Below are 24,505 nucleotides of genomic sequence, written 5' to 3' on the forward strand. Positions count from 1 at the left end.
CGGACTGCCATTATTATAATCATTCGCTCTGTATGTTTCCACTTGAAATCCATCTCTACTTCCCCCAATTACAATCCAAGGAAGATACTTTACTCTCATATGATCTTTTTTTGCAACAGAACCCTTTTTTTTCATTTATTAGATTTAGCTAGACAAAATCTTGGTATTTCAAATACGCACCTTTCAACACCAATTTGAAGGATTTTCTTGAAATGCTTTTTCCATATTGGCCGAGTAGTCCGTAAATATGAAATTGAGGCAATTCATCCAGATGACTTTATTTGTCATTTAATAGATCTTTCCCCTGAAAGCATTCTTGATTCTATTAATAATCAATTGAAGAGTTTAAAAAACCCAACGTTAAAAATGGAAGATTTGATAAAAACTCATAAAAAAAAAGTGCTCTCAACAAGAGTATTTAGCAAATAGAAACTATGTTAGATATTTAAATCAGTTTTCTGCAAATTTTCTAAAATCAAAATGAACATAAGTATTTATTTGAGCAAATAGAAACAGTTTTGTGAATTTATTTCTACATTCAAATTAACTCTCACAAAAACCAAGTCCACAATGAAATAATGTATAAATCAAGTTTGCACTCACAATAAAAAAAGCAAATGCAAATGTAAATTTAGAAAGCTTATTCATATTAACTTTTTCTGAATTTTGGTGTTTTTTTGGATCGTAGAGAAAAAGTAAAAATGAAACTCCAATTATTGAGACAACAAATGTAATAAATGCCCATGTATAAAGACTTAGACCCATGATAGGAGAACCAAATGGGGTTGAATTGGGAGCGATATGCAATAAAATTTGTCTTATAGAAACTGCAGCTCCAGCAATTGATCCAATAAGAGCTAGGGCATAAAATTTAGGTTTAATTCCAAATTTTAAATTTAGAAGCCCTGCGCATATGATAGCAATCATTCCTAGTCGCTGCAAAAGGCATAAAGGACAAGGAGCTTCTTTATATAAAAACTGGTATATAAATGCGCCCAAAATCATACTGCATAAAGCTAAAATAAAAAAGCAATTTAAATTTTTTTCAATTTCTTTCATTTTTTTTCCTTTTTGTTTTAAAATACAAGATTTAAATGATCAGTCATATAGTATTTTAGTAAAAATAATATGAGCACTATACCTATAAAAAGAAAATATATTGCTACTTTTTCTTTGTTATATAAAGTGAAAATTATGGATAACAAAAAAACCAAAAAAATAAGAGCCATCATACTCCACCTCTGTTATGAGTTTAATTTGTAATTTTTTTAAATTATACAAACTATGATAATAATATTACCAAATGCACTTCTAATTTTAAGCGCTATAGAATTATAATAAATCTATTTCATAATATATTTCAATTAAAATTAAAAGAATTTTTTGTCTTATAAAGTAATAAGATATCTTAAATTTTTTTTTCCATGAGATAGATTACCAATTTTAAATAGAGACTTAGTTTAAATAAAAAAAGGAGTTTGATTTTTTAATTAGAAAAAATAGAAAACTGCATTTGAAATGTTCATTTATTCCAAAAATAAAATGCTAATTTTAATGATTGATGTTTGGACAAATAAATATTAACCAATTGTTATTATGCCAAATATAAATAAAGAAATAATTCATATTTTAGGGGAAGATTTAAGTAAGAATAAAATTCCCTATAAATAAATTGCAATTAAAGTTTGAAATAGGTTTTCCGATTCCCTTAACGGAACAATCAAACGTAAAGGAGGAATATCATGAGTATGAAATATAAAAATATATTTGCCGCTTCTATTTTATTAGTTGTGGCTTTTACAAGCACTCAAATTTTTGCAGGTCCTGGAGGCGGCGGCGGCGGTGGAGCTGGTGGAAAAGGTGGCGGCGGACAAGGTGGCGGCGGACAAGGTGGCGGCGGACAAGGTGGTGGTGGACAAAGGTGGCGGCGGACAAGGTGGCGGCGGACAAGGTGGTGGCGGACAAGGTGGTGGCGGACAAGGTGGTGGCGGACAAGGTGATTCACAATCACAAGCAAAAGGCAAAGGAAATGATGGCAAAGGAAATGACGGCAAAGGAAATGACGCCAATGGTAAAGTTGGTAATTAATAATATTCTTATCTAATAGCCATATATCCATCTTTATTTGACTTTAAAATATTTTTAAAATCATCACCTAAATTAAGAGTGATGATTTTTTTCTGAGGTGATATTGTTACGTTTTCATTTAAAACGAGCGGATAATTTTTATTTCCATGACCAAATTGATTTGTTTTAAAAACAGGAATATTCACTTCATTTGCAAATCGTTTGATTGTAAATTCAATATTTTCATCACTATTTGTAAAGGAACCTAGTATTATAGCTTTTGCATTCTGAAAAATTTTTGCTTGATATAAATGAATTAAATTTCTATCTACAGCATACCCTTTAGCACCAATATCTTCAATAAATATAATTTTATTTTTTCCATTAATTTGCCAATTTGTTCCCAAGCTGCTTGACAATATTTCTAAGTTTCCTCCAATTAATTTTCCATAAATCTCTTGAGAAGATTTCGCTAATTCATTAAAAGGCTCAATATTTGTATAGGTTATTTCTTTTATATTTCCAGAAATTATTTCAATAATATTTGAAAAATTTTTTTGGTCTTTTTCTTTGTTAAATAAATCGGATAATGTAGATCCATGTATTGTTTTCCAATTCCAATTTTGAATAAAAAATAAGTGTAAAAATGTTAAATCGCTATATCCAATAAAGACTTTATTTTGATTTGGTTTTTTTAATTTTAAGAGATTTTCGTATAATCTAGCAGAGCCATATCCGCCTCTTAAAGACCAAATGATTTTAGAATTATCATTTATCGCCTTTTTTATTTGATCAAATCTTTCTTCATCTGTATTCGAATGAAAAGGAATCAATTGGCTAGATAAGTTTTTAGGAATTTTTAAATCCAGGATATTTTGATTTTGAAGATATTGAATTTTATCATTATCTAAAGTTGATGCAGGAGCGATTACAGTAATAGGAATATTTTGAATACTATCTATAAAGTATTTATTTTCTAATATTTCATTCATTTTAAAATCAGAATTGGATTTATTTAAATTAGAAATAAAAATAAAGGAAAAAAGGATTATAAAAAATAATTCTATAAATCGCTTATTTTTTTGGCACATCATGGAACCTCGGACTTTAAAATGAAAAGTTGTATTTTAATAATACATCTAAATAAACTACAGTTCAATGCTGAATCAGTTTGAACCGTAATAAGATATTAATTTATTTAAATAGTTTTATAATATTAAGAATAAGATCTTTGAAATAAGGCGAATGAATGAGACTTGCGTTAAAGTAATATTCCAGTGATTCTGTCAAACAATTTTAAAGACGACATTTAATAGGTATAAAATTTTCTTCTAGTTTTTATGATTTCTTTTCTCTCTTTTGAAACCGTTGGGTCACGAAGTGCAAGGCTATCGAGAGTCGTTTCAGAAGTCCAATGAGTCCAATATTTAACTGCAGATTGAATAAATTGTGTTTTCTCGAAATTCGTTTCATTGTAGTACAAAGGAAGAGCTACTAAAACGGCAACGTATTTAAATTTTTTCCCAAGGTTTGGTGAAATTTTATAGAACATAGATTTGGGAAAGGTATCGATATCACAAAAATAACTCACTACAAATCTAGATTCTGGAAAGAAAAGAACTTCATCTTCTGTCTTGAATTTAGTACTTGATTTAATATTCTTAGCTTGATGATCATTAAAGACAGAATCTAAAAAGATAAGTAACAATAATTCATTATCAAGAGGAGTTGATGTTGAAGTACTTGTAAATGCTTTTTCTGTAATAACTGCCTTATTTATAAAACCCGTTGTAAAGTTTTTAAAACAATTAGAATAATTATTATAATTTGGTAAGGTAACACCTCTTAGTAAATAGTTTTGATCACTAAAGGTTGGAAAGTTAAACAAATCTTTGATTATTTTTTTTGTTTGAGTTACACCAGAAACTTCATCAAAATTTTCTTTAATAGTTTCATTTATTAACTGGTCAGCTGGAACTAAATGTTGCAAACATTTAACTGTCTCAATAAGATCTAATTTATTTAAATTCGTTTTCAAAAACTCAGAAAATTTTAATTTATAATCCTTTCGTAAAAGTGGATTCGTCATTTTATAATCTTGAACACTATAACGTAATATTGAATCATAATATAAATCAGCATTGTTTGTTGTACCGCTTTTTAAAAACTGATTCATGATTCTATGGATAGAAGAGTATTTTGCTTTTACTTGATTGACTTTATTTATTAAAGGTAAACAAGTATGCTTACCACCATCATCAGCAATATTTATATTACAGTAACTACATAAAATCATAATAATACCTTTAATCTATAGATGAAATATGAAATGCCGGTTAAAATTTAAAAAAATCGAGCTAGTAGCATCAATTTGTTAAATAATTTTTGCGAAAAAAAAAGAAACAAATGGAGTTACGAGTGGATTGGCATAACCAACTCTTCATCGATGAAATTTACTCATACTTCTTACAAATTTTATTCTCAACTCTCTCTTTGTTATTTTATATATTTAAAATTTCTTGTTTACTAATGATGAAATCATTGAAATTTAAAATTTCAAATAAATTCTAAAATGTTAAGTCCATTATCACCAATTCTTATTGTAAATACTGATTTTATTTTCTTAATGATTATGATCAATTCTTGTCTTCTGAATTTAAGCTATTGATTTTACCTTAACATTTAAGGTAACGCATCAATTTATAAAGAATTTGTATAGAAGGATGATTTTAAATTCAATTAGGGATGTAAAATGATGTATCTCAAATTATTTTTTATACAATTACAGAAGTAACAAGTTAAAATTTTTCTATTATTTTTTTTAGTTAGGTTTTAAAACAATCACTTTTGCTCTACGTTTTACTATCCAAGATGATTTTTCTTTACTAAAAAACGAAATTGAAGGTAAAATTTCACCTATTACAAGCGATTTAATTTTTTCGCTTTCTTCAAATATTCCAATTTTTTGGGATAATTTTATGATAAGATAAAATTCTTCTGCAGTACAATGCTCTGTTACTTCAGCGGTTTGTAATTCAGGGGCATAAGGTTTCCAAATACTATCATCTATTTTTAAATTATATTTTTCTAATTTAAAATTTATTTGTGCAGATTGGTGTTGTACAATTTGAAGATTTTTTTGAAGTTTCGATAAATGTATTTCAGCGTCTTTTGAATTTAATTTGTCATCAATTGCACTAAAAAGGACTGAACGAATTTGTTTTGCTAAAAGATTTGTAGTTAAAAAATTTCGCATAAATTCAGCTATTTCAATTGTACCTGAGCTTTTAATAGTATCTGTTTGAATATTAACGATATTTGTTTTTGCTTGGATAAGATCCTGTGATGCATTTTGTATAAAAAAAGTAGCTCTATCAAATGAATCCATTATTTTTTCTTGTAATGCTTCTTGTTTTGCTGGTAAATTTTCTATTGCTTTAAGACGTTCTGATATCATTTGAATATGATTTTGTTGAAAACTTAAGCTCTCTGCTAGCTGATCGGAAAGCGATTTAATAGATTCCATATTTCTTTGATTCATTAGAATTAATTCTTGATTTTCTGCGCGAAGAGAATTAACTACCTTTTGACTTTCAAATCCAAAAATACGCGTTAATAACGAGGACTTTTCTAGAGTATTAAAATTTTTTGCAGCTGGAATAGGCTTTATTGCTGTTTTTTGCATGGGTTTCATGTTCATATTGAGACCTCCTCTTATCGCATGCTAGGAGGTATCTTATACTTGTAGAAAGCATTTCGTCAAAAAAAATAAAAAGAATCTGTCTTGAATAAATATGAACCTTTTAAAAAATCGAATAAAATTGATTAAGTCTTTATGAAAATGTATTGTTACTTTTACAAAGTAGCAATACATTCAATTTCTACCATTACATCTAAAGGAAGTTTAGCTACTTGAACAGTCGAACGTGCAGGAGCATGTCCTTTAAATAAGCGTTCGTATACTCCATTCATTTTTTGAAAATCATCCATACTTTTTAAGAAAACTGTCGTTTTAACTACTTTTTCAAGACCAGATCCAGAATTTTCTAAAATTGCAGACATATTTTTAAATACTTGTTCCGTTTGTGATTCAATTGTCGTTGCTTCTACAGTCATTGTTGCTGGATTTAATGGAATAGAACCTGAGCAATAAACCATGTTACCTAATACAATTGCTTGGGAGTAAGGACCAATCGCTTTTGGTGCATTTTCGGTAGCAATAATTTTCATTTAGTAAATTCCTTAAATAAATAATAAATTAAAATCGACATCTTGCTTTTATCTTAAAAAAAGTTCAGGAACAAGTTATAATACTTCCTATTTAATTATTCGCCAATTTGTGCTTTTTGAATAATTGAGGTTGTGCTTCTTCCTGGTAATAGGGAAATAAGTTCTACATTTCCGCCCCAAGATAAAACTTCTTTTGCACCTATCGTATTTTCAATTGTGTAATCAGCACCTTTTACCAAAGTATTTGGTTTTAATGCTTTAATAAGTTCTATAGGCGTATCTTCTTCAAATATAACAATATAATCAACACACGCTAAGGAAGCTAAAATAGCGGCTCTATCTGACGATGTTTGAACAGGTCTTGAAGGACCTTTTAATTTAGAAACACTGCTGTCTGAATTTAAGCCAACAATAAGTAAATCACCTCGTGATCTTGCTTTTTGTAAATAATCAACATGGCCAGCATGTAAAATATCAAAACATCCATTGGTAAATACAGAACGTTTATTTTGAATTTTCAGATCCTGCGATATTTGGACAAGGGAATCGAGACTCATTAATTTTTCGGGATGTATTGCTTCATTACGAATTTTTAAGGCCTCTAAAAATTCACTTAAAGAGATTGTTGCTGTTCCAGCTTTTCCACAAGCAATACCCGCAGCAATATTTCCTAATTCTGTAGCTCTTTCAATAGAAAGTCCTGCAGCAAGACTCATTGCTAAAAATGAGATAAGAGTATCTCCAGCTCCTGAAACATCGGATACCTGTAAAGCATGAGTATTTATTTTAAGAGTTCCTTCTATATTTTTACCCTTACACATAACACCATGCTCAGAAAGACTCATCACTAAGTTTTCACTGCCACTTGTTTCTAAGTAACAATCAGCAATGGTATTCATTTCCTCATCAAAATTAGAAAATAAAGAACCTGGTTTAAGAACTTTTAAAACAGATCTTCCTTCATTTAAATTCGGTTTAATAACTGTAGATCCTGCATAACGAAATACATCTTCACTTTTTGGATCTGTTACAACAGGGGTATGATACTGTTTACTTAGTTTAATCAAAGAACGAATTAATGTTTTACTTAAAAATCCTTTTCCATAATCAGAAATAATGAGACAACGATTTCCACCAAATTTTAAAAAGTTTTCATAAAGATCTAGAACTCGTGTTTCTTCTTCTTGAGTAATTTGTTCATTTTTTTCTTTATCTACTCGAACAATTTGCTGGGCACCTGATGTAAGCATATTTCCAGAAACAATTCTCATTTTTGTAGTAGTAGGTATTTCTTTAGAGATAATAAGGGAATGAATATCTATACCAAAGTCTTCAAGAATTCCCTTAAGAACATTTGCTTCGGAATCGTTCCCTACTCTTCCACACAAAAATGCAGCTCCACCCATAGAAGCGACATTGGCCGCAACATTTCCAGCGCCACCCGGAACTGCTTTTCTATGTGTTTCTAAAACAACAGGTACAGGGGCTTCGGGAGAAATGCGAGAAACTTTTCCTTCTATATATGTGTCAAGGATAATATCTCCGACAATAAATATACGTGTATTTTTTAGTGAGAGCACATCTTCAGGCGTAGAATGTCTTTCCATCTTTATCATCTAACAAAATCTCCAAAATTGAAAAGGAGTTGTACCTCTAACGTTAAAATGAATTATCAGTTTGGTTCTTGAAACTCAAGAACAATGAATAAATTGTCCCCATTTGGATTTTGGTTCTGAACAGAAGGGTAATTAATTTCCCTGATATGATCAAGCCATTGCAAAAAAGCTTCTTTTGGTAGGTTAAATATTTGATTTTCAAAAGATTTTTTGACAGATTTGTCTAAAAAAGAAGAACCTTCTTTTTCGGGATAAAGTTCTATAAGCTCAAAGTTGTGTGTTTTTCCATTTTTATAAGATATTTTAAAATGAGCTTTATATTTTTTCGGGAAAAGGTTTTGTCCTAATAATGATTTGGGAAGTTTAAGATTACAAAATGGATTCATAACAACTTCTTCATTTAAAGGTTCAGGTAATTTATCGTGTATTGAAACCGTTTCATTTGCTAATGAAAAGTCATTTTCTATTTTTTTGGAAAGAATCGTATTATTATTTTGATTCAATATTTCCATTTTTTTCTGATGTGATTGAGATATTGTATGAAATTTATTTTTAATTACTTTTGTTGATTTCATTTTATTTTTGAATGATTTTTCTTCTGAGTTATCAAAATTTTTCATGATTTTAACATGTAAAACATTTTTTTTATTATTTTGGTTAAGACTTATTTCTTGGTTTTTTTGTTGATAAGTAAAAAAAACAATAAAAGCTATAAAATGAATATGAAAAGATAAAATGAGAGGCCCGAAGTCTTTTAAAATATTTTTATATCCCTTTTTTTTATCATAAAGAAGAATCATGCTATTCTTTCTTATAAACAATAATACCTAATGGCAAAACTGGTTCTATTCCAGCGGACAGCTTATGGGGAATCTAATGTCAAAACAACTGAAGGTTTTTATTCTATCCCTTTTTGGATTGCTAGCGATTGGAGCTGCTATTGCTTTATTATTTTTTCAAAATGAAAAATTTGAAATTAAAAAAAGCATCCCAGAAGTTGGTGTCGCCAGTGCGGCACAAGATACAAAAGCATTTCCTGTTCCAGAGACAGCAACCTCAGATTTAAAATACAATTCTTGGTATGTCATTAAATTAGGAAATATTCCTATAGGACTTGTTGTTGTTGGAGTTGAAAATCAAAGCACAGGATATCCTTTAAATTATACTGTTCAATTTGTAAGCAGAATTGGATCTTCTCCACTATTGTCCGTACTGAAGGGAGATTTAACTGTTGATGAATCTCGTAATTATAAATTACAGCAATCTTTATTATCAAATACAGAAAATGGATCTTTTAAAGAAATTCAAAATTTATGGAGACAAGAAAAAGATGGAGTTTTGCAGCTTGCAAAAGACTCAGGAGCGAGTCTATTAGGAATTATTCCTGCTAGTTTAACTAGAGCAAAAAATAAAATTCAACTTGATGAAACTTCAAATTTATTTTATTTTTCTCCAAAAGAAACAAGTTCAAAAGTAAATAAAGTATTTATACCATTTATAGGTTCTTTTTTTAATTTACAAGATGTTGAGCCCAAATATGATGATGATGGATTTTTAAATTTTGGTAAAATTGTTTTTGAAGGTGGTGCTGAACTAAGCTTTACAAGAATTACAAAAAGTAAATATAATGATTTAACAAAAACAATTGCCGAGACATTGATTGACTTTGGATGGTTTTCATCATTGACATCTTTGAAAACTGAGTTTGAAACATTAAAAAAATCACTTGATTCTTGTGCAGGAAGAACTTCGAGTCTTAATAGTAGAATGATCCGTTATTTACCTCAAAGTTCTTATTTATCTTATAGAAGAATTATTAATATGTCCCATTTTTGTTTAAGTTTAAATAGGGAAATCAACCAGAAAGATCAAGAGCCATTTAATCAAAAACTAAATATTATTTCTAATTCTGTTAAGGCTTTATTAAAAGAAAATGCACAAGAGTTACCTTATTTTTTAGCATACTCGCCAGATACTATTTTGTATTATAATGATACCATTTCATTTTTATGGCCTAGAATAACCTCTCTTATTTCACAGACTGCATTAAATGAACTGGAAAATAATTTTGAATTAGACAGAAGTAGAAAATCTTTAGTTGGAATTCAATTAAATATTACAAATTTACAACCTAGAGCCGTAGTAAGAGCTCAAATAAAATTAATTGATTCATCTTTAAATTTCATAATTGAATCAGCAAAAAATCCTAATATGAGTTTAGCAAGTTTAACAGATGTTCCAGCAAATATAGAAAAACCTTTAGGAACATTTTATTTAAATGGGCAATCCTTTGCAAAAAAAATGGATATTAATTTTGATAGTATGTGCAAAATTAATAATGGAAAAATAGGAATTGATTTAGGTGATGCTCCACAATTTGCAATAAACTCAGACTCTGTAAGAGGAGTTTGGGATATCCAAACTCGAATTGAAATTGCAAGACAATTTACAATAAAATCAACAATATCTAAAAATTGTTCCCATATTTATTTTAGAGTTCCTCTAAATATTGAAAAAGCTTTTTCAAAAGAACTTGAACAATTTAAAAGTGAAACATTAGGTTCAGAAAACGAATTATTATTATCAAATAATGTACAAAAGAAATTATGGATCCTTCCTGGGAAATACCGCTTGGTAGTGACTTCATTAGTAACAGGATCTGTAATGTCTGCTCAAGAATTTTCAGTTTCTAGCGGCATAAATACAAATGTGACTGCAAAAATAAATTAAATTTATAATCTTATTACAAAATAAAATTAAAATATCAAAAACTTTCAATTTTAAAAATATTTATTTTCTATTTTCTTTTTTTTTATTTAGTAGTAATATTTTTCAAATTACGTAATTGAGAATTTAATTTAAAAATTTAATAATAAGGATAATAAAATGGCTTTTAGTTTAAATAACCATGGAAAAATATGTAAAAAAATGATTGCTATTTCTGTAATTATAATTGCAATTAATGGCTGTGGTAAAACTGGTAACGTGAAAAAAACTTCTTTAACAAATGAAAATTCATTATTAGATCAAGAAAATGCAAATTCAGGATTGAACCAAATTGATAAACCTTATTTTGATCCCGTAATTTATGGAAGTGGTCCTAATGATTTTGTGACTGATAAATTAGAAGGAGAAGCAATAAGTTACAATAATATTATAATCAATAATAAAAAAATAAATTATACAGCTACTGCAGGTCATTTGGTTACAATAAATCCAAATACTTCTTTACCAAATGCTAAAATGTTTTATGTCGCATATACCGCAAATAATAAAGAAGTAGAAACTCGTCCTGTTACTTTTTTATATAATGGAGGGCCAGGTTCTTCTGCTGTTTGGTTATTATTAGGGTCTTTTTCCCCTAAAAGAATAAAAACATCATTGCCAGATTATACTCCTCCTGCTCCTTATACTTTAGAAGATAATCCAGATAGTTTATTAGATAAAACAGATCTTGTTTTTATCAATCCAGTTGGAACAGGTTATTCTGCAGCTATTGCTCCAAGTAAAAATCAAGATTTTTGGGGAGTTGATCAAGATGCCATGTCGATCACAGGATTTATTCAACGATACTTAACTAAAAATGGCAGATGGAACTCTCCAAAATATTTAATGGGAGAATCTTATGGAACACCAAGAAGCGCTGTTACTTCATACTTTTTACACCAATCTGGAATAGATTTGAATGGAATCACTCTTATTTCTTCTATTTTAGATTATAGCAAATGGTGGGCTCCAGAAGGAATGTTACCAACGCTTGCAGCAAATGCTTGGTATCATAAAAAAACAATTGGTATTCCGAATCAAACGCTTCCACAGTATATGGAACAAATGAAAACTTATTCTAAAAATGTTTATGCCCCTGTATTACAAAACTGGATAGATAATTATAATAAATTTAATGCTCTATTAACAAATAATTCGGATCTAGATATTAAAAAAGAACTTCCTGATATGTTAAAAAAATATTCGAATTATAATGATCTTATTACTGTGCTTTCTATTGTTACTTCAGCTGAAAGAATTTTATCAAAACAGCTTTCAGAACTTATAAATAAAATGAATGTTATGTCCAATACAATTGCACAACAAACTGCAAATTACACAGGATTGGACTCTTCTGTCATTCAATCACAAACATTATTACCATATAATAAAGCTCCATTTTCTGATATTACAGATTATGCGATTGGAAGATTGCTTGCTGATAAAGGAAAAGCGATTGGTATTTATGATGGGAGAGCTACCGGTATATACACAGGAATAGTTAAAAATATTTTAAATTATCTTGATAGAGATCCTTCTACAGTGAATGTTCAAGCAGCTTATACATCGTCTTGGAATTTCTATTTGAATGGAGAATTAAAATATTTTTCAACTTCAGCTTTTCAAGATTTAAACTTAGCTGTTGGCAATAATTGGGATTATTCTCATGTCGATCCAGCAGGAGAAAACAAAGGGGGAAGTGGTCTTTATACCGCGGGTGATTTAGCTGCTACTATGTCTTTAAATCCAGATTTAAAACTATTTCAAGCAAGTGGCTATTATGATTCCGTAACTCCTTTTAATCAAACTAATTTAGATCTTGCCGGGATGGATATTGAGCCAAGTATAAGAAAAAATATTGAAATAAATGTTTATCCTTCAGGCCATATGATTTATTTAGATGGTAATTCAAGAACAAAAATGAAAAATGATTTGACTAAATTTTACGATAGTACAACACACGATCCTTTAAGCATGCAAAGAATTTTAAAGTTACAAAAAGTAACTTTAAGCAGTAAATTGAATGTGAATTGATTTTTAGTTATTTTTTGGATTAATTTTTCTGGATTCAATGAGAAGCCTAGATCTTTCATTTGCAAGCCAGCTTCCATCAATTGAAGGTTTAAAAAAATAGGTCTGAGAGTCTTTTTTCTCTTTAGTTATAATATTATTTTGATTTATAATTTTCTTTTTATCCGTATTTTGAATTGCTTTCTTTTTATTTTCTTCCATTTTTTCTTTATTCAATTGATTTCTAGCATGTCTTAATAATAGTGCTCTTTCATTTGCAAGCCAGCTTCCATCAATAGATGGTTTAAAAAAAATTGTTTCTTTTTATTCTTTTTAACGGTTTTTCAAAATGAATGATTTCGGTATTTATATAACTCCCATTTGGGTATTCAGATGTTAATTCAATATACTCTAATTTTTTATTTTCACTATAGTTACCTACAATATCATATATTAAACATTCGCTGCCAAATGTGTATGAAATTGCTATGCATAAATTATTAGATGAACATTTCATTTCAATAGAATCGACATTATTTAATTTTGAATTATTTTTTTGTAAATATTCATTGAAAAATGGGACTAGAGGATTTTCGTTTAAAATGATTTCTTTATGCTCAATTGAATAGGATAAATTCGGAAACAATAAAATAGGAAAAATTAATTTTTTTAAATACATATTTACTCCTTTTAAAAGGAATTTAGGCAAAACAAATTTTAGAGTTTGGATTTAACAGAGATCTTTTTTAAATTCGTTTTCGAGGATAACATATTTTTTTTATAAGTCAATTTTAATTATTTTAGTATTAATTTAAATTTTAAAAATTCATTATTAATGCATTAAGAATGAATAAATATTTTCTGTTGAATTTTTAGGAATAATTTCTTCTATATTTTTAGGTAATATTTTAGTATTTTTATTTTTTAAAATTTTATCAATTTCAATATGTAAACTATTTTTTTTAATTAAAATTTGAGGCGACCAACCTTGCTGAATGGCTATATTTGTATAAGAAGAATTTTCAATGTCAAAATATAAAGAAGGAACATCTATAAATAAGGATTGAATACCAACTGTTGATCTTTGGCTTATGACTAAATTAGAAATAGTAACTAATGATACTGTAGGAATTTCATTTTTAATTATGATAAAGTTTTTTAGGTTTCGTTTTTTAATAATATCTGATTCAAATTTACCATTAACGGCAGGATGAATACTAATTATAAAGAAAGTATTTTCTATGGATTCTGATTCTTGGATGAAATTTTGAAAAACTTTTTCGTACTCTTTACCGTATCCTCCTATAAAAGTTATCACATTTTTATCAGGAACAATATTTAATGTTTTTTTAACTTTTTGAATGTCCATGTTTTTAGATTCCAAAATAAATTTATCAATTGCAGGTTGTCCAACAATTTTAATTTTATCTTTCATCATATTTTTTTCATTCAAGAAAGTATAAATATTATTTGATGGCACTAAAATTTGATTTAATTTGTTATTAAAAGGTTTTAAAATAGATAAATCAGGTAAAGAAAATCCATCATAAAATCCAACTAAATTTGCTTTTGATGTTTGATAATAATATTCAATTAATTGACTTTGATAACTACTAACTAAGCCTGTAATAACTTTCTTAGGACTATAACATGATGCAACTTCATGTAGTACTTTTTTATTCATTTTATTTTCTCGAGATGTAGATTCTCCTAGCAAAAAATCATTACTGCAATTTTTTTTAATATTAATAATATTCTTTGTAAAATTTGATTTTTCAATTGCGTTTAAGGAGCCCTTTCCTAATAAAAGTATTTTATATTTCAAATTTTCTTTTTCCATTTTTTCAATAACAGGGAGCAATGAAAATGTTTCTCCTGCATCATAAAACACATATAAATAATCTATGTTATTATTCAGATTATTTGATTTAATAGATTTACATGAGATTATTGAAAATAATAAAATTAATAAAGTTAAAAATTTATGTTTAATTGACAAATAATTGATATGCATAAATTTCCTTTGATTTTAAAATAAAATGTTAACATTATAGAATAATTATGAAATAATCCTAAAATGAATTTAGGATTGTAATACATAAAAATTTTATATTATTTAAGAATAATTGAAAAAAATTAATTTAAATTTTTTGAGATACTTGTAACAATCCAATTTTCCTCTTCAATGCCTCTGCATTGCAAGCGGTGACAAGCAATTGAAATATTTAATTTTGGGCATATTTCAATTAAAAATCCACAAAACCAGAGTTCATTTTCAGCTACTTCGTGAGGAAGCTTTATGCTTGGATTGGTAAATTTTGTAATTACTCTATGCTTATCCATACCTATGACACTGTCATAAGCTCCTGTCATACCAACATCAGTTAGAAAAGCGGTTCCTTTATCTGTAAGGCGCTCGTCGCTTGTTGGGGTATGAGTGTGCGTTCCGATTAAACCTGCTAAAATGCCATCGTAATACCATGCAATAGCTTGTTTTTCAGAGCTTGCTTCGGCATGGATATCTGCAATAACAATATTTGATCCCGACTTTACTTTATCTTCAAAATTATTTTTTTCTTTTGTTAAAAATTCAAATGGATCTTTATATTCTTCTTTCATAGCAAAATTACCCATTAAATTAATAATGTTTAAATTTTTGTTTCTTTCTGGAAGATAAAAAGTAGGCGCTTTATCTATATCGCTAATGCCATTTAAATTTTGTGGTAAAATGAGATCTTTGTGATTTTTACGAATGATATGAACATCTGCTTTATCTTTCCAATGATTTCCCATTGTGAAAGCATCGACTCCAGCTTGTTTCATTTCTTCATAAATTTTAAAGGTAATACCAAATCCTCCAGCAAGATTTTCTCCATTAATTGTGACAAAATCGAGTGGAATCGTTTTTTTTAATTCGGGAAGAATTTTTTTAACAATTTTTCTTCCGCCTCTACCTAATACATCGCCAAGCATTAAAATTTTTATGCTTTGGTGTTTCGGTTTCAGAATTTTTTCAAAAGAAGAGTAGAAAAATTCGCCTGTGAAATGATTTAATAAAATTTTACTTTGCAAGATGTGTTGCTCGCTGTTCTCTAACCATAGTTACTTTAATGTTACTTGCTTGATGAAGGTCGTGACGTAATCTTTTTGCTACAGATTTAGCAAGTAAAGTGACAGCTTCGTCATCCATTACAGTAGGAGATACCATGGCTCTTACTTCTCTACCAGATTTAATAACGAAAGCTTGTTCAACGCCCTCAAACTCTTCTACAGTAGATTCCATGTCTTTTAGCCTGTCAATTGCTTTTTCAAGAAATTCTTTTCTTGCGCCTGGTCTAAAGTTACTGAGCATATTTGCCGTTTGAACAACGACAGTGATCGGATTCACTCCATGAAGACTTTCGCTGTGATGTTTTGCTGCAGCCTCAATAACTTCAGGAGATTCTCCATATTTTTGTAAAAATAAAGCTCCAACATGAGAGTGACTTCCTTCAGACTCTTCGTCTAAACTTTTGCCAATATCATGAAGTAGAGCGGCTCTTTTTGTAAGACGTACGTTAATATCGAGTTCAGCAGCTATAATTCCAGCTATTTGTGCGGTTTCAATAGAGTGTTGTAAAACAGATTGGCCACCTGTTGTGAGATATTTTAATTTGCCTAAAGCTTGAATAACCTCTGGATGTAGCCCAGTAACACCACAATCAAATGAAGAACGTTCGCCTGCTTCTCGAATTATTTGCTCAAATTCGCTTCTTGTTTTTTGAACGACTTCTTCAATTCTAGCAGGATGAATTCGGCCATCAGCAACTAAACGCTCTATTGCTGTTTTTGCAATTTCTCTTCGAATAGGGTTAAAGCATGAAATAATGACGGCTTCAGGCGTGTCATCAATAATCAAGTCAACACCAGTCGCTTGTTCGATTGTTCTTATGTTTCGACCTTCTCTACCAATAATACGACCTTTCATATCATCTGTAGGCAAACTAATTACAGAAACAGTCGCATCCGTAACAAATTCATTTGCAATTCGTTGAATAGAAGTGGCAATAATTCCTCTTGCTCTTTCATCTGCAATTTTTCTAGCCTCATCTTCAGCAGAACGAATTTCAGCACTAGCTGATTTTCTAACCTCAACTTCAATTGCTTTTTTGAGTTGTTCTCTTGCTTCTTCTTGGGAAAGGCGTGCCACAGTTTCAAGTTTAAGTTTACTTTCTTCAAGTGTCTCTAAGGATTTTTTAAGAGTTTCTTGAATTTTATTTTCTTCAATTTCAATAGCTTCAAATTTTTGTTTTAAATCTTTTTCTTTTTGATCTAATTGTTGTGCTTTTTTTTCTAAGGTTTCTTCTCTTTTTTGAATTCGGGTTTCAACTTTTTTAATTTCTAAGTTTTTTTCTCGTTGAAGTCTCTCAAAATCTCGGCCTTCGTTGATAGCGACTTCTTTTGCTTCTCTAAGGGCCTTTTTTACAAGTTCTTCTGCTTGAAGCCTTGCTTCAGATAGTCTTTTTTCAGCTTCTTCGTGTTTAAATTTCAGCTCTCGCGCTAAGGCTCGCATATTCATGGTATGAACGCCTAAAAACGCAAGGGCTGCCACAGCTATTCCGATAGCTATGATTAATACATATTCCCAAGCTCCCATTTTTTAATAACTCCAAATAATAACTTTTTTTAATTTAGCTCCATTGTAAATCCTTTTAGGGACATACATGGCATTTTACAGTTTTCGACCTTAGAACATCGTATAGATTTTTACCAGTAATAGATATAATGTGGAATACCTTAAAATTAAAAATTAAAATTGCCCTGTTTTTTAGAATTGAGTATTTTAAGGTTTCTTTTTGAGTAAGCTTGTTTGTCAAATCGATGTCACCAAATTAGAAAAGAAGGCTTAGGTTTGAGAAAGGCATTCTAACAAAAGATCAATTTTAAAAAATAATTTAAATTAGAAGTTTTAGGGCATGAATTTGTGAATGGATTTTAATTGTATATTTAGTATTTTTTAGGAATTTATACAAAGAAATAATGGTGCGGATGGGCGGACTCGAACCGCCATGCTTGCGCACACGCCCCTCAAACGTGCGTGTCTACCAATTTCACCACATCCGCAGTGAGGGGGTTAGTACCTTATGGAAGAAAAAAAATCAACTTTTTCGAGTAGGAATTTTTAAAAATGCGAATTAATATAAAAATTTAATAATTTCAATGGATTATTTCTTTGTTTTGATTTGAGAAAACTCCTATTTCCATTTTATTTTCTTTGATATATACCAAAAAAATCTAAGGCTTATTTTAATTTTAGATATTATTAGAGCTTAATTTAATATGAAACAGAAAGAGAATAATATAATATGAAAGCCATTAAAAAATATTTTTTAAAAATATTATTTCCTTTGGTAGCGGTTCTCTTATTATTACTACCTTATATTCATGATCAAATTGCAAAAATGGCTTCAGGATTAGCGGTCTTATCAGGAATTTTATTATCTTTGATTTTCGGGAATCCTTATCCAGAGAAAACAAAATTTATTGCATCTAAACTTTTAACTTGGTCAATTATTGGATTGGGTTTTGGAATGAATTTACTTACAGTTGCAAAAGTAGGTTTTTCTGGAGTTGGATATACTGTTATTGGAATTACTTTAACAGCTATAGTTGGTATTTTTATTGGAAACTTACTTAATAATAAAAAAGATATTTCATTGCTTGTTACTTTTGGGACTGCAATTTGTGGAGGAAGTGCTATTGCAGCTCTTTCCCCAACTATCAAAGCAGATCAAAATTCTGTTTCTGTTTCCTTAGCAATTGTGTTTTTATTAAATGCGAGCGCTTTATTTATTTTTCCAGCATTAGGTCATTATTTTCATTTGACTCAAGAGCAATTTGGACTTTGGAGTGCACTTGCAATTCATGACACCAGTTCTGTTGTTGGTGCTAGCATGCAATATGGAGAAAAAGCGCTTGAAATTGGTACAACTATAAAGCTTGCAAGAGCTTTATGGATTGTTCCTGTTACTTTAATAGTTGGGTTCTTATTAGCTAAGAAATTGAATGATTCAAATAGTAATGTTAAAGCCCAAAAACCTTGGTTTATTTTAGGATTTTTAGCAACTGCAGCTATCGCAACTTGGGTTCCTTGGGCGAAAGCGCCAGGATTATTTATAAAACATATTTCTGAAAATGCATTGATTCTGACTTTGTTTTGTATTGGTGCAAATTTGACAAGACAAGCATTAAAAAGTGTAGGAATTAAGCCTTTAATTCAAGGAGTTATTCTTTGGTTTATTATGGCTTCAATTACTTTAATTTGTATTTATTATAGTATAATAAGTGTTTGAAATAATTTTAACTAGCGCCACGAGAAGCTTCTTCGCCATCGTTCTTTTTTAAGCCAAAACTTGCAATAATTTGAAGTAAGATAATTCCAGATAAAATAAAAAATGTATAATGAAACGACTTAATGCCTTCTTCTGAATTTATTGTTGTTTTTAAATGATCTAAAAAGGTAATTAATAAAAACGAAACAATTCCTACCGAAAGACCAGCTGAAAATTGTCGAATTGTAATATCGAGACTTGTCGCATTAGCTGATTTATTTTTAGGAATATCAACATAAATCATGGGGCCATTACTTGACATAAGTAGAATATTAAAAAATCCTAGGAAAAAACAACATATGATAATATAAATATAAGAACTTTCTCTTGTAATAAATCCAATGGAAAGCAAAGATAAAAAAATTCCAAAAGGCGCGAAAAAAATTACTTTTTTAAATCCAAATTTTTTTATAAATTGAGAAGAGATTCCTCTCATAACCATAGCACCAATAGCCATTGGAGAAATTAGTAAACCAGATTTTAATGGTGTCATGCCAAATTGAATTTGAAACATTAGAGGTAATAAAAAAGCAACTCCTCCAGTTGAAATATAGGCAATACAATTTCCAATAACTCCAATTTTAAATGTTCTGTATTTAAATAATTGTAAGTTTAAAATAGAATTTTCTTTATATTGAATTGCATGAAATATAAACATAATAAATGTTATTATTCCAATAGATGATATTATTTTTAAAATATAACTTGGTATGAAACTTTCCCCTATGGATTCTATAGCAAGAGCAAGACAAGATAATGAAGTTCCAATTAATAAAAACCCTATAATATCTGCTTTTATTTTATGTTCAGCAATTTCATTTTCAATATATTTTTGAGTAAAAAACAAGGCGCATAGACCAATGGGGATATTGATAAAAAATATCCATCTCCAATTTGTATATGTTGTAATTAAACCTCCAATTAAAGGCCCGAGAACGGGACCCAATAGTGCTGGTAAAAAAATGTACATAGTTGCTTTTACAAGTTCACTTGGCGGAAAAACTCTGACCATAATAAGTCGAGCTACGGGAGTCATCATAGCTCCACCAAAACCCTGGAGGGCTCGAAATATAGAAAGCTCTATCAGTGAATTCGAAAATCCACAAAAAATAGAACTTATAGTAAAAATAATAATGGCTGTTGAAAATACTGTTTTTGTTCCATAGGTATCAGCGGCCCAACCACTTATAGGTATAAATATTGCTAAACTAATTAAGTAACTAGTGACCGCTAATTTTAAATTAATAGGATAGGTTTGGAATGATTTTGCAATTTCAGGTATTGCTGTATTAATTATCGTAGAGTCCATCATTTCCATAAATAAAACAGAAGATAAAATCCACATAATTATTTTTTTATTTAATGGAAAATTCATAATTATTTTCTTTCAATTAAAGGTTAAGTAAATAGATTTTAAATTATGATAAACCTTTTGATGCCTTCTCGCCATCATTTTTTGCTAATCCTGAACTTATAAAAAACTCGATTAAAATAATTCCTGCTAAAGCAATAAAAGTATATCTAAATGCATTTATTGCATTATCTGAATAAATATGGTTATCTGTGAGTTTTAAAAAATATGTAAGTAAAAGTGTTGAAAAAGCAATAGAGATTCCAGAAGAAAACTGCCTAATTGTACTATCTAAGCTTGTTGCATTTGATGAATTCATTTTAGGAATATCAACATAAATTAATGTACCATTGCTAGACATGAGTGAGATAGAAAAAAAACCAAGAAAAAAGCATGAAGTAATAATATATAAATAACTACTATTTATATTTATATATGAAAGCATTATTAAGGAAAGAAAAATACCAATAGGAGTGTAAGTAATTACTTTTTTAAATCCATATTTTTTAATAAATTTTGGTGCTATACCTCTCATAAACATAGCACCCACGGCCATTGGAGCAATAAGTAAGCCAGAGACTAAAGGTGATAATTTAAATTGTATTTGAAATAATAAAGGAAGCAATAATGGAATACCTCCTGTTGAAATAAAAGCTATTACATTTGATAATGTGCCAATTCTAAATGTTCTTAGCTTAAATAACTGTAAATTTAATATAGATTTATCTTTTAGTTTTAAACTGCGTAAAATAAATAATATCAAGCTTATAATTCCAACTCCCAAAATAAAATATAATAAAGTATTTGGAATTATTTTTTCTCCTATAAACTCCAAAAATAAAGCCAAACAAGATAATGATGTTCCGATTAAAATAAATGCTTTCATATCTAACTTTGAATTTGAATTTATTACTTCATTTTTAATATGTTTACTTGCAAAAAATAAACAGATAATTCCTATTGGGATATTAATAAAAAATATCCATCGCCAAGTGGTGTATGATGAAATAATCCCCCCAATTAAGGGACCAAGGATGGTTCCAATTCTTGCTGGGAGAAATATATACATTGTAGCAATAACAAGCTCATTTACAGGAAAAACTCTTACCATAATGAGTCTTGCAACAGGAGTTATTAATCCTCCACCAAAACCTTGTAATGCTCTAAAAAAAAGCAATTTCATAAAGTGAATTAGATAATCCGCAAAATACAGAGCTTATTGTAAATAATAAAATAGAGAGAGTAAAAATTTTTTTTGTACCATATTTATCAGCAGCCCATCCGCTTATTGGAATAAATATAGCTAAACTTATAAGGTAACTAGTTACGGCTAATTTTAAATTTATAGGATGGGTTTGAAACGTTTTTGCAATTTCAGGAATGGCTGTATTTATAATTGTTGTATCTAGCATTTCCATAAAAATAACCGAAGATAAAATCCACATGGTTATTTTTTTGTTTAATGGAAATACCATTCCTAATACATTTTCCTATCAGCTAAAGCAGGTAATCTATTTCTTGATTCAATTACATTCTCTTTTTTTATTTCTGCTTGTAAAATTCCAACTTCTTCATCAAGTTTTGCAACAATGTTTCCCCATGGATCAATAATCATACTGTTGCCGTAATTTCTTTTTTGTCCATTTAAAAACTCGCCAGTTTGATTACAAGCTATCACATAACATTGATTTTCAATAGCCCGAGCTCGTAACAATATTTCCCAATGATCTTTTCCTGTTTGCCATGTAAATGCTGCCGTTACAAAAATAATGTCAAACGGGGCAGTTTTCATTTTTTCATTATTGCGGATAATTTCTGGAAATCTTAGATCATAACAAATAATATTTAAAGCTTTCCAATTTCCTTCTTTTGTTTCAAATGAATAACCTTCTGGTGATTTTCCATATTCAAAAGAATTGCTTTCGCAATAAAGAGCTTTTCCATTTCTGTCGATGAGGTTAAATAAATGTAGTTTTCTATAGGTAGAAATCATTTCTCCATTTTTATCAAAAGTTAAACAAGTATTAAAGACTTTATTAGGATTATCTTTAATTTCTTCTGAATGACTTCCGCAAATTAAAATAACTTTATTTTCTTTTGCTGCATTTTGAAGTTCTTTAAAAACGCCTTCTCCTATTTTACTCTTTGTTTTATGTCTATGTGATTCTTCACCCATATAGGTAAACATTTCTGGGAGAACTACAATTTCAGAGCCCTTCTTTGCTGCTTCTGAAATATATTTTAAAGCAATAATTACATTTTCTTTTAAATCTGTTTGGGGATTCAATTGGATACAAGACACGATCATAACTACTCCTCCATTTAAGAAACCTTTATATTTATTTATTAATCCTGCCTAAGAAAAAAAGCTAGAGTTTATTGCTTGATTTTCTGAGAAAAGAAAACTCATTGGGAATCTTAATAATAATACCAAATTATTATTTATTTTATAAGCTAAAATGAATTTCTATTTTAATTGTCACAAATAAAAAAATAATTTATTATAAATTTCAAATTTTTAATTAAGATAGGAGAAATTTAGAATGTCTATATTATCTAAAATATATTTTTTATTTATTATTCTTACTTCAATTTTTTCATTTGCTTATGTTCATGCATATGAAAAAGAAAAATTTGATCTTATTGTTGATACTGATTTAGCAATAGATGATTGGGTAGCTCTTTTATATACTTTAAATCAAAAAAAAACAATCTAATTTACAGTTGCTGCAACAGGGGAAGCTCATTGCAAGCCCGCTCAAAAAAATATTGCAGATTTAATATATTTAACAGGCCGTGAGCATGAATTTATTCCGATTACATGTGGTGATTCTGTTCCAATGGAAGGCTTTCATACCTTTCCAGATAAATGGAGAGAAAGTGCAGATAAGTTAAATGGAGTCATCATTGCAAAAAATCCGAGTCCTCATAATTTAACTCAACATTCTGTTGAATGGTATCATGACATATTAAATAAAAATAAAAAATCGGTAGTAATTTTAGCTATTGGACCGCTTACAAATATAGGGCAACTAATTCAAAAATACCCTAATGATGTAAAAAAAATAAAGCGAATATATATAATGGGTGGGGCTTTAAATGTAAAAGGTAATTTGAAAACGTCTATATATACAAAAGAATTATCAAATAATTATGCAGAGTGGAATATTTGGGTTGATCCTTTAGCAGCCAAAATTGTATTTAATTCGTCTATACCTATTACATTAGTGCCATTAGATGCTACAAATCAAGCTAAATTTACATTAGATTATGTAGATAAACAAAAAAACAAACAAATACAAAAGCAGCGAAGTTTTATGCAGATATTTTAGATAAAAATATAGATTTTATAAAGTCTGGTGAATGCTATTTTCGGGATTTATTAACTGCCGCTTGTATGTATCAATCATTTTGTTTAGAAAAAAATGTTTCTATTGATATTGTGACTAAATATGATTTATCAACTAATGGTTTTAATCAATTAAAGCAATTTGGTAGTAACTTTAGTATGGCAAATAAACAGTTTAGTGAGAGTATGAAAAATATAAAAGCGTTTGAACAAATTGATTCAGGTAGAACAATTGAAACTAATGAAAATAATAAAAAAATAAATCAACAATTTTGTTATAAAATAGACTCTTATAAATTAAAAGAAAATTTAATAAAAACTTTAAATATTTCTTTTTGAAAAATAGCTAGATTTTATTGTTGTGAATTTATAAAATTAATCACTTTTGCCGAGTTGGAAGCTCCTGAACTTGAGTTTATTTGATTAATGATATTAGCTAACATTCCCGATCCTGAGTTTGACCCAGATTTAATTCCGGCATTATTAAAATTCGTTTGAGCATTTGTTAAATAAGTATACACAGAATTTGCGTCACTAGTGCTCATTGAGCTTGTTTGTGAAGTAGAAATAGATCCTGACGAATTTAAACAGTCTGCTTTCATAATTAATATTGCTAAACTTGATCCTCCCCTAAGAAAGTAGACACCCAGATCCGAAAAAAACTTATAGGAAAGAGGTGTTGAAATGGTGTTAACCAAAAGAAGGTATACAAGCGAATTCAAGCAAGGGGCGATTGAGCTTACAA

General features: G+C 28.9%; 25 protein-coding genes, 1 tRNA gene and 1 pseudogene. 8 read left to right on the forward strand and 19 right to left on the reverse strand.

From position 1 onward, the window contains the following. Positions 1 to 207 precede the first annotated feature (207 nt). Positions 208 to 429, forward strand: coding sequence for a hypothetical protein (locus tag ACIQ56_RS04015; protein ID WP_397599785.1), 222 nt, complete (start codon positions 208 to 210; stop codon positions 427 to 429). A 114-nt stretch (positions 430 to 543) separates the two neighbouring features. On the opposite strand, the gene ACIQ56_RS04020 is transcribed toward ACIQ56_RS04015, so the two are convergent. Next, complete coding sequence (locus ACIQ56_RS04020) at positions 544 to 1,059, reverse strand: disulfide bond formation protein B (RefSeq protein ID WP_397599786.1); 516 nt, start codon at positions 1,057 to 1,059, stop codon at positions 544 to 546. A gap of 17 nt (positions 1,060 to 1,076) precedes the next feature. Beyond that, complete coding sequence (locus ACIQ56_RS04025) at positions 1,077 to 1,232, reverse strand: DUF5993 family protein (protein WP_397599787.1); 156 nt, start codon at positions 1,230 to 1,232, stop codon at positions 1,077 to 1,079. A 510-nt stretch (positions 1,233 to 1,742) separates the two neighbouring features. Between ACIQ56_RS04025 and ACIQ56_RS04030 the strand changes: the two genes are divergently transcribed. Beyond that, the gene (locus ACIQ56_RS04030; protein WP_397599788.1) at positions 1,743 to 2,000 is read left to right on the forward strand and encodes a hypothetical protein; all 258 of its coding nucleotides are present in this window, start codon (positions 1,743 to 1,745) and stop codon (positions 1,998 to 2,000) included. Positions 2,001 to 2,096: 96 nt separating this feature from the next. Here the strand turns inward: ACIQ56_RS04030 and ACIQ56_RS04035 are convergent, their stop codons facing one another. The 6 genes from ACIQ56_RS04035 to ACIQ56_RS04060 form a co-directional block, all read right to left on the reverse strand. Next, positions 2,097 to 3,059, reverse strand: coding sequence for an LD-carboxypeptidase (locus ACIQ56_RS04035; RefSeq protein ID WP_397599789.1), 963 nt, complete (start codon positions 3,057 to 3,059; stop codon positions 2,097 to 2,099). Positions 3,060 to 3,376: 317 nt separating this feature from the next. Continuing rightward, positions 3,377 to 4,363 (reverse strand): hypothetical protein, encoded by a 987-nt coding sequence (locus ACIQ56_RS04040; RefSeq protein ID WP_397599790.1) that lies wholly within the window; start codon positions 4,361 to 4,363, stop codon positions 3,377 to 3,379. A gap of 525 nt (positions 4,364 to 4,888) precedes the next feature. Next, on the reverse strand, positions 4,889 to 5,767 hold the full coding sequence (locus tag ACIQ56_RS04045) for a hypothetical protein (protein ID WP_397599791.1): 879 nt from the start codon (positions 5,765 to 5,767) through the stop codon (positions 4,889 to 4,891). Between the two features lie 155 nt (positions 5,768 to 5,922). Then, the gene (locus tag ACIQ56_RS04050) at positions 5,923 to 6,297 is read right to left on the reverse strand and encodes a RidA family protein (RefSeq protein WP_153419492.1); all 375 of its coding nucleotides are present in this window, start codon (positions 6,295 to 6,297) and stop codon (positions 5,923 to 5,925) included. A 95-nt stretch (positions 6,298 to 6,392) separates the two neighbouring features. Continuing rightward, entirely contained in the window at positions 6,393 to 7,913 is a 1,521-nt protein-coding gene (gene rfaE2 / locus ACIQ56_RS04055; protein ID WP_397599792.1) for a D-glycero-beta-D-manno-heptose 1-phosphate adenylyltransferase, read from the reverse strand. A 56-nt stretch (positions 7,914 to 7,969) separates the two neighbouring features. Then, positions 7,970 to 8,713: a hypothetical protein gene (locus tag ACIQ56_RS04060; protein ID WP_397599793.1), complete on the reverse strand. Its 744-nt coding sequence runs from the start codon at positions 8,711 to 8,713 to the stop codon at positions 7,970 to 7,972. 76 nt (positions 8,714 to 8,789) lie between these two features. Between ACIQ56_RS04060 and ACIQ56_RS04065 the strand changes: the two genes are divergently transcribed. Beyond that, positions 8,790 to 10,643, forward strand: a complete 1,854-nt coding sequence (locus ACIQ56_RS04065) for a hypothetical protein (protein ID WP_397599794.1) — start codon at positions 8,790 to 8,792, stop codon at positions 10,641 to 10,643. A 156-nt stretch (positions 10,644 to 10,799) separates the two neighbouring features. Beyond that, positions 10,800 to 12,713 (forward strand): S10 family peptidase, encoded by a 1,914-nt coding sequence (locus ACIQ56_RS04070; protein WP_397599795.1) that lies wholly within the window; start codon positions 10,800 to 10,802, stop codon positions 12,711 to 12,713. A 3-nt stretch (positions 12,714 to 12,716) separates the two neighbouring features. Here ACIQ56_RS04070 and ACIQ56_RS04075 read toward each other — a convergent pair whose 3' ends face one another. From ACIQ56_RS04075 to ACIQ56_RS04100, 6 genes are all read right to left on the reverse strand, one after another. Then, on the reverse strand, positions 12,717 to 12,926 hold the full coding sequence (locus ACIQ56_RS04075; protein ID WP_397599796.1) for a hypothetical protein: 210 nt from the start codon (positions 12,924 to 12,926) through the stop codon (positions 12,717 to 12,719). A gap of 67 nt (positions 12,927 to 12,993) precedes the next feature. Continuing rightward, a complete protein-coding gene (locus tag ACIQ56_RS04080) occupies positions 12,994 to 13,368 on the reverse strand; it encodes a hypothetical protein (RefSeq protein WP_397599797.1) in 375 nt (124 codons plus the stop codon). Between the two features lie 153 nt (positions 13,369 to 13,521). Next, positions 13,522 to 14,550, reverse strand: coding sequence for a CDP-glycerol glycerophosphotransferase family protein (locus tag ACIQ56_RS04085; protein ID WP_397599798.1), 1,029 nt, complete (start codon positions 14,548 to 14,550; stop codon positions 13,522 to 13,524). Between the two features lie 275 nt (positions 14,551 to 14,825). Further along, positions 14,826 to 15,761, reverse strand: coding sequence for a YmdB family metallophosphoesterase (locus tag ACIQ56_RS04090; RefSeq protein ID WP_397599799.1), 936 nt, complete (start codon positions 15,759 to 15,761; stop codon positions 14,826 to 14,828). Next, positions 15,751 to 17,325, reverse strand: a complete 1,575-nt coding sequence (gene rny, locus ACIQ56_RS04095; RefSeq protein WP_397599800.1) for a ribonuclease Y — start codon at positions 17,323 to 17,325, stop codon at positions 15,751 to 15,753. Before rny ends, ACIQ56_RS04090 begins: the two co-directional genes overlap by 11 nt. Before the next feature lie 384 nt (positions 17,326 to 17,709). Continuing rightward, positions 17,710 to 17,792, reverse strand: a tRNA-Leu gene (locus tag ACIQ56_RS04100). A 242-nt stretch (positions 17,793 to 18,034) separates the two neighbouring features. On the opposite strand from ACIQ56_RS04100, the gene ACIQ56_RS04105 reads away from it, so the two are divergent. Continuing rightward, a complete protein-coding gene (locus tag ACIQ56_RS04105) occupies positions 18,035 to 19,021 on the forward strand; it encodes a YeiH family protein (protein ID WP_397599801.1) in 987 nt (328 codons plus the stop codon). A 7-nt stretch (positions 19,022 to 19,028) separates the two neighbouring features. On the opposite strand, the gene ACIQ56_RS04110 is transcribed toward ACIQ56_RS04105, so the two are convergent. Genes ACIQ56_RS04110 through ACIQ56_RS04125 form a run of 4 tightly spaced genes read right to left on the reverse strand, consistent with a single transcriptional unit; the run spans position 19,029 to position 22,713 of the window. Beyond that, positions 19,029 to 20,435: a DHA2 family efflux MFS transporter permease subunit gene (locus ACIQ56_RS04110; RefSeq protein ID WP_397599802.1), complete on the reverse strand. Its 1,407-nt coding sequence runs from the start codon at positions 20,433 to 20,435 to the stop codon at positions 19,029 to 19,031. 43 nt (positions 20,436 to 20,478) lie between these two features. Continuing rightward, positions 20,479 to 21,594 carry an MFS transporter gene (locus ACIQ56_RS04115; protein WP_397599803.1) on the reverse strand — a complete coding sequence of 372 codons (1,116 nt, stop codon included), beginning with the start codon at positions 21,592 to 21,594 and terminating at the stop codon, positions 20,479 to 20,481. Beyond that, positions 21,575 to 21,886: an MFS transporter gene (locus tag ACIQ56_RS04120; RefSeq protein WP_397599804.1), complete on the reverse strand. Its 312-nt coding sequence runs from the start codon at positions 21,884 to 21,886 to the stop codon at positions 21,575 to 21,577. The genes ACIQ56_RS04115 and ACIQ56_RS04120 overlap by 20 nt, the downstream gene beginning before the upstream one ends. Positions 21,887 to 21,888: 2 nt before the next feature. Beyond that, the gene (locus ACIQ56_RS04125) at positions 21,889 to 22,713 is read right to left on the reverse strand and encodes a nitrilase-related carbon-nitrogen hydrolase (protein WP_397599805.1); all 825 of its coding nucleotides are present in this window, start codon (positions 22,711 to 22,713) and stop codon (positions 21,889 to 21,891) included. A 241-nt stretch (positions 22,714 to 22,954) separates the two neighbouring features. Between ACIQ56_RS04125 and ACIQ56_RS04130 the strand changes: the two genes are divergently transcribed. The 3 genes and pseudogenes from ACIQ56_RS04130 to ACIQ56_RS04140 all read left to right on the forward strand — a co-directional run bounded on the left by ACIQ56_RS04130 (position 22,955) and on the right by ACIQ56_RS04140 (position 24,099). Then, positions 22,955 to 23,128, forward strand: coding sequence for a hypothetical protein (locus tag ACIQ56_RS04130; protein WP_397599806.1), 174 nt, complete (start codon positions 22,955 to 22,957; stop codon positions 23,126 to 23,128). Between the two features lie 24 nt (positions 23,129 to 23,152). Further along, positions 23,153 to 23,743, forward strand: a pseudogene (locus ACIQ56_RS04135) (nucleoside hydrolase); the annotation flags it as partial. A 65-nt stretch (positions 23,744 to 23,808) separates the two neighbouring features. Continuing rightward, on the forward strand, positions 23,809 to 24,099 hold the full coding sequence (locus ACIQ56_RS04140; RefSeq protein WP_397599807.1) for a hypothetical protein: 291 nt from the start codon (positions 23,809 to 23,811) through the stop codon (positions 24,097 to 24,099). 14 nt (positions 24,100 to 24,113) lie between these two features. Here ACIQ56_RS04140 and ACIQ56_RS04145 read toward each other — a convergent pair. After that, the coding region (locus ACIQ56_RS04145) for a hypothetical protein (protein WP_397599808.1) at positions 24,114 to 24,505 on the reverse strand (392 nt) is incomplete at its 5' end.

This window comes from Silvanigrella sp. (assembly GCF_044369315.1).
Classification (GTDB): Bacteria; Bdellovibrionota_B; Oligoflexia; order Silvanigrellales; family Silvanigrellaceae; genus Silvanigrella.

What these genes read in the sequence shown, in the direction of transcription:
- ACIQ56_RS04020 (WP_397599786.1), bottom strand. Translation starts at nt 1,059, where the DNA reads ATGAAAGAAATTGAAAAAAATTTAAATTGCTTTTTTATTTTAGCTTTA.
- ACIQ56_RS04025 (WP_397599787.1), bottom strand. Translation starts at nt 1,232, where the DNA reads ATGATGGCTCTTATTTTTTTGGTTTTTTTGTTATCCATAATTTTCACT.
- ACIQ56_RS04030 (WP_397599788.1), top strand. Translation starts at nt 1,743, where the DNA reads ATGAGTATGAAATATAAAAATATATTTGCCGCTTCTATTTTATTAGTT.
- ACIQ56_RS04035 (WP_397599789.1), bottom strand. Translation starts at nt 3,059, where the DNA reads ATGAATGAAATATTAGAAAATAAATACTTTATAGATAGTATTCAAAAT.
- ACIQ56_RS04040 (WP_397599790.1), bottom strand. Translation starts at nt 4,363, where the DNA reads ATGATTTTATGTAGTTACTGTAATATAAATATTGCTGATGATGGTGGT.
- ACIQ56_RS04045 (WP_397599791.1), bottom strand. Translation starts at nt 5,767, where the DNA reads ATGAACATGAAACCCATGCAAAAAACAGCAATAAAGCCTATTCCAGCT.
- ACIQ56_RS04050 (WP_153419492.1), bottom strand. Translation starts at nt 6,297, where the DNA reads ATGAAAATTATTGCTACCGAAAATGCACCAAAAGCGATTGGTCCTTAC.
- rfaE2 (WP_397599792.1), bottom strand. Translation starts at nt 7,913, where the DNA reads ATGATAAAGATGGAAAGACATTCTACGCCTGAAGATGTGCTCTCACTA.
- ACIQ56_RS04060 (WP_397599793.1), bottom strand. Translation starts at nt 8,713, where the DNA reads ATGATTCTTCTTTATGATAAAAAAAAGGGATATAAAAATATTTTAAAA.
- ACIQ56_RS04065 (WP_397599794.1), top strand. Translation starts at nt 8,790, where the DNA reads ATGTCAAAACAACTGAAGGTTTTTATTCTATCCCTTTTTGGATTGCTA.
- ACIQ56_RS04070 (WP_397599795.1), top strand. Translation starts at nt 10,800, where the DNA reads ATGGCTTTTAGTTTAAATAACCATGGAAAAATATGTAAAAAAATGATT.
- ACIQ56_RS04080 (WP_397599797.1), bottom strand. Translation starts at nt 13,368, where the DNA reads ATGTATTTAAAAAAATTAATTTTTCCTATTTTATTGTTTCCGAATTTA.
- rny (WP_397599800.1), bottom strand. Translation starts at nt 17,325, where the DNA reads ATGGGAGCTTGGGAATATGTATTAATCATAGCTATCGGAATAGCTGTG.
- ACIQ56_RS04105 (WP_397599801.1), top strand. Translation starts at nt 18,035, where the DNA reads ATGAAAGCCATTAAAAAATATTTTTTAAAAATATTATTTCCTTTGGTA.
- ACIQ56_RS04110 (WP_397599802.1), bottom strand. Translation starts at nt 20,435, where the DNA reads ATGAATTTTCCATTAAATAAAAAAATAATTATGTGGATTTTATCTTCT.
- ACIQ56_RS04115 (WP_397599803.1), bottom strand. Translation starts at nt 21,594, where the DNA reads ATGAAATTGCTTTTTTTTAGAGCATTACAAGGTTTTGGTGGAGGATTA.
- ACIQ56_RS04120 (WP_397599804.1), bottom strand. Translation starts at nt 21,886, where the DNA reads ATGGTATTTCCATTAAACAAAAAAATAACCATGTGGATTTTATCTTCG.
- ACIQ56_RS04130 (WP_397599806.1), top strand. Translation starts at nt 22,955, where the DNA reads ATGTCTATATTATCTAAAATATATTTTTTATTTATTATTCTTACTTCA.
- ACIQ56_RS04140 (WP_397599807.1), top strand. Translation starts at nt 23,809, where the DNA reads ATGTATCAATCATTTTGTTTAGAAAAAAATGTTTCTATTGATATTGTG.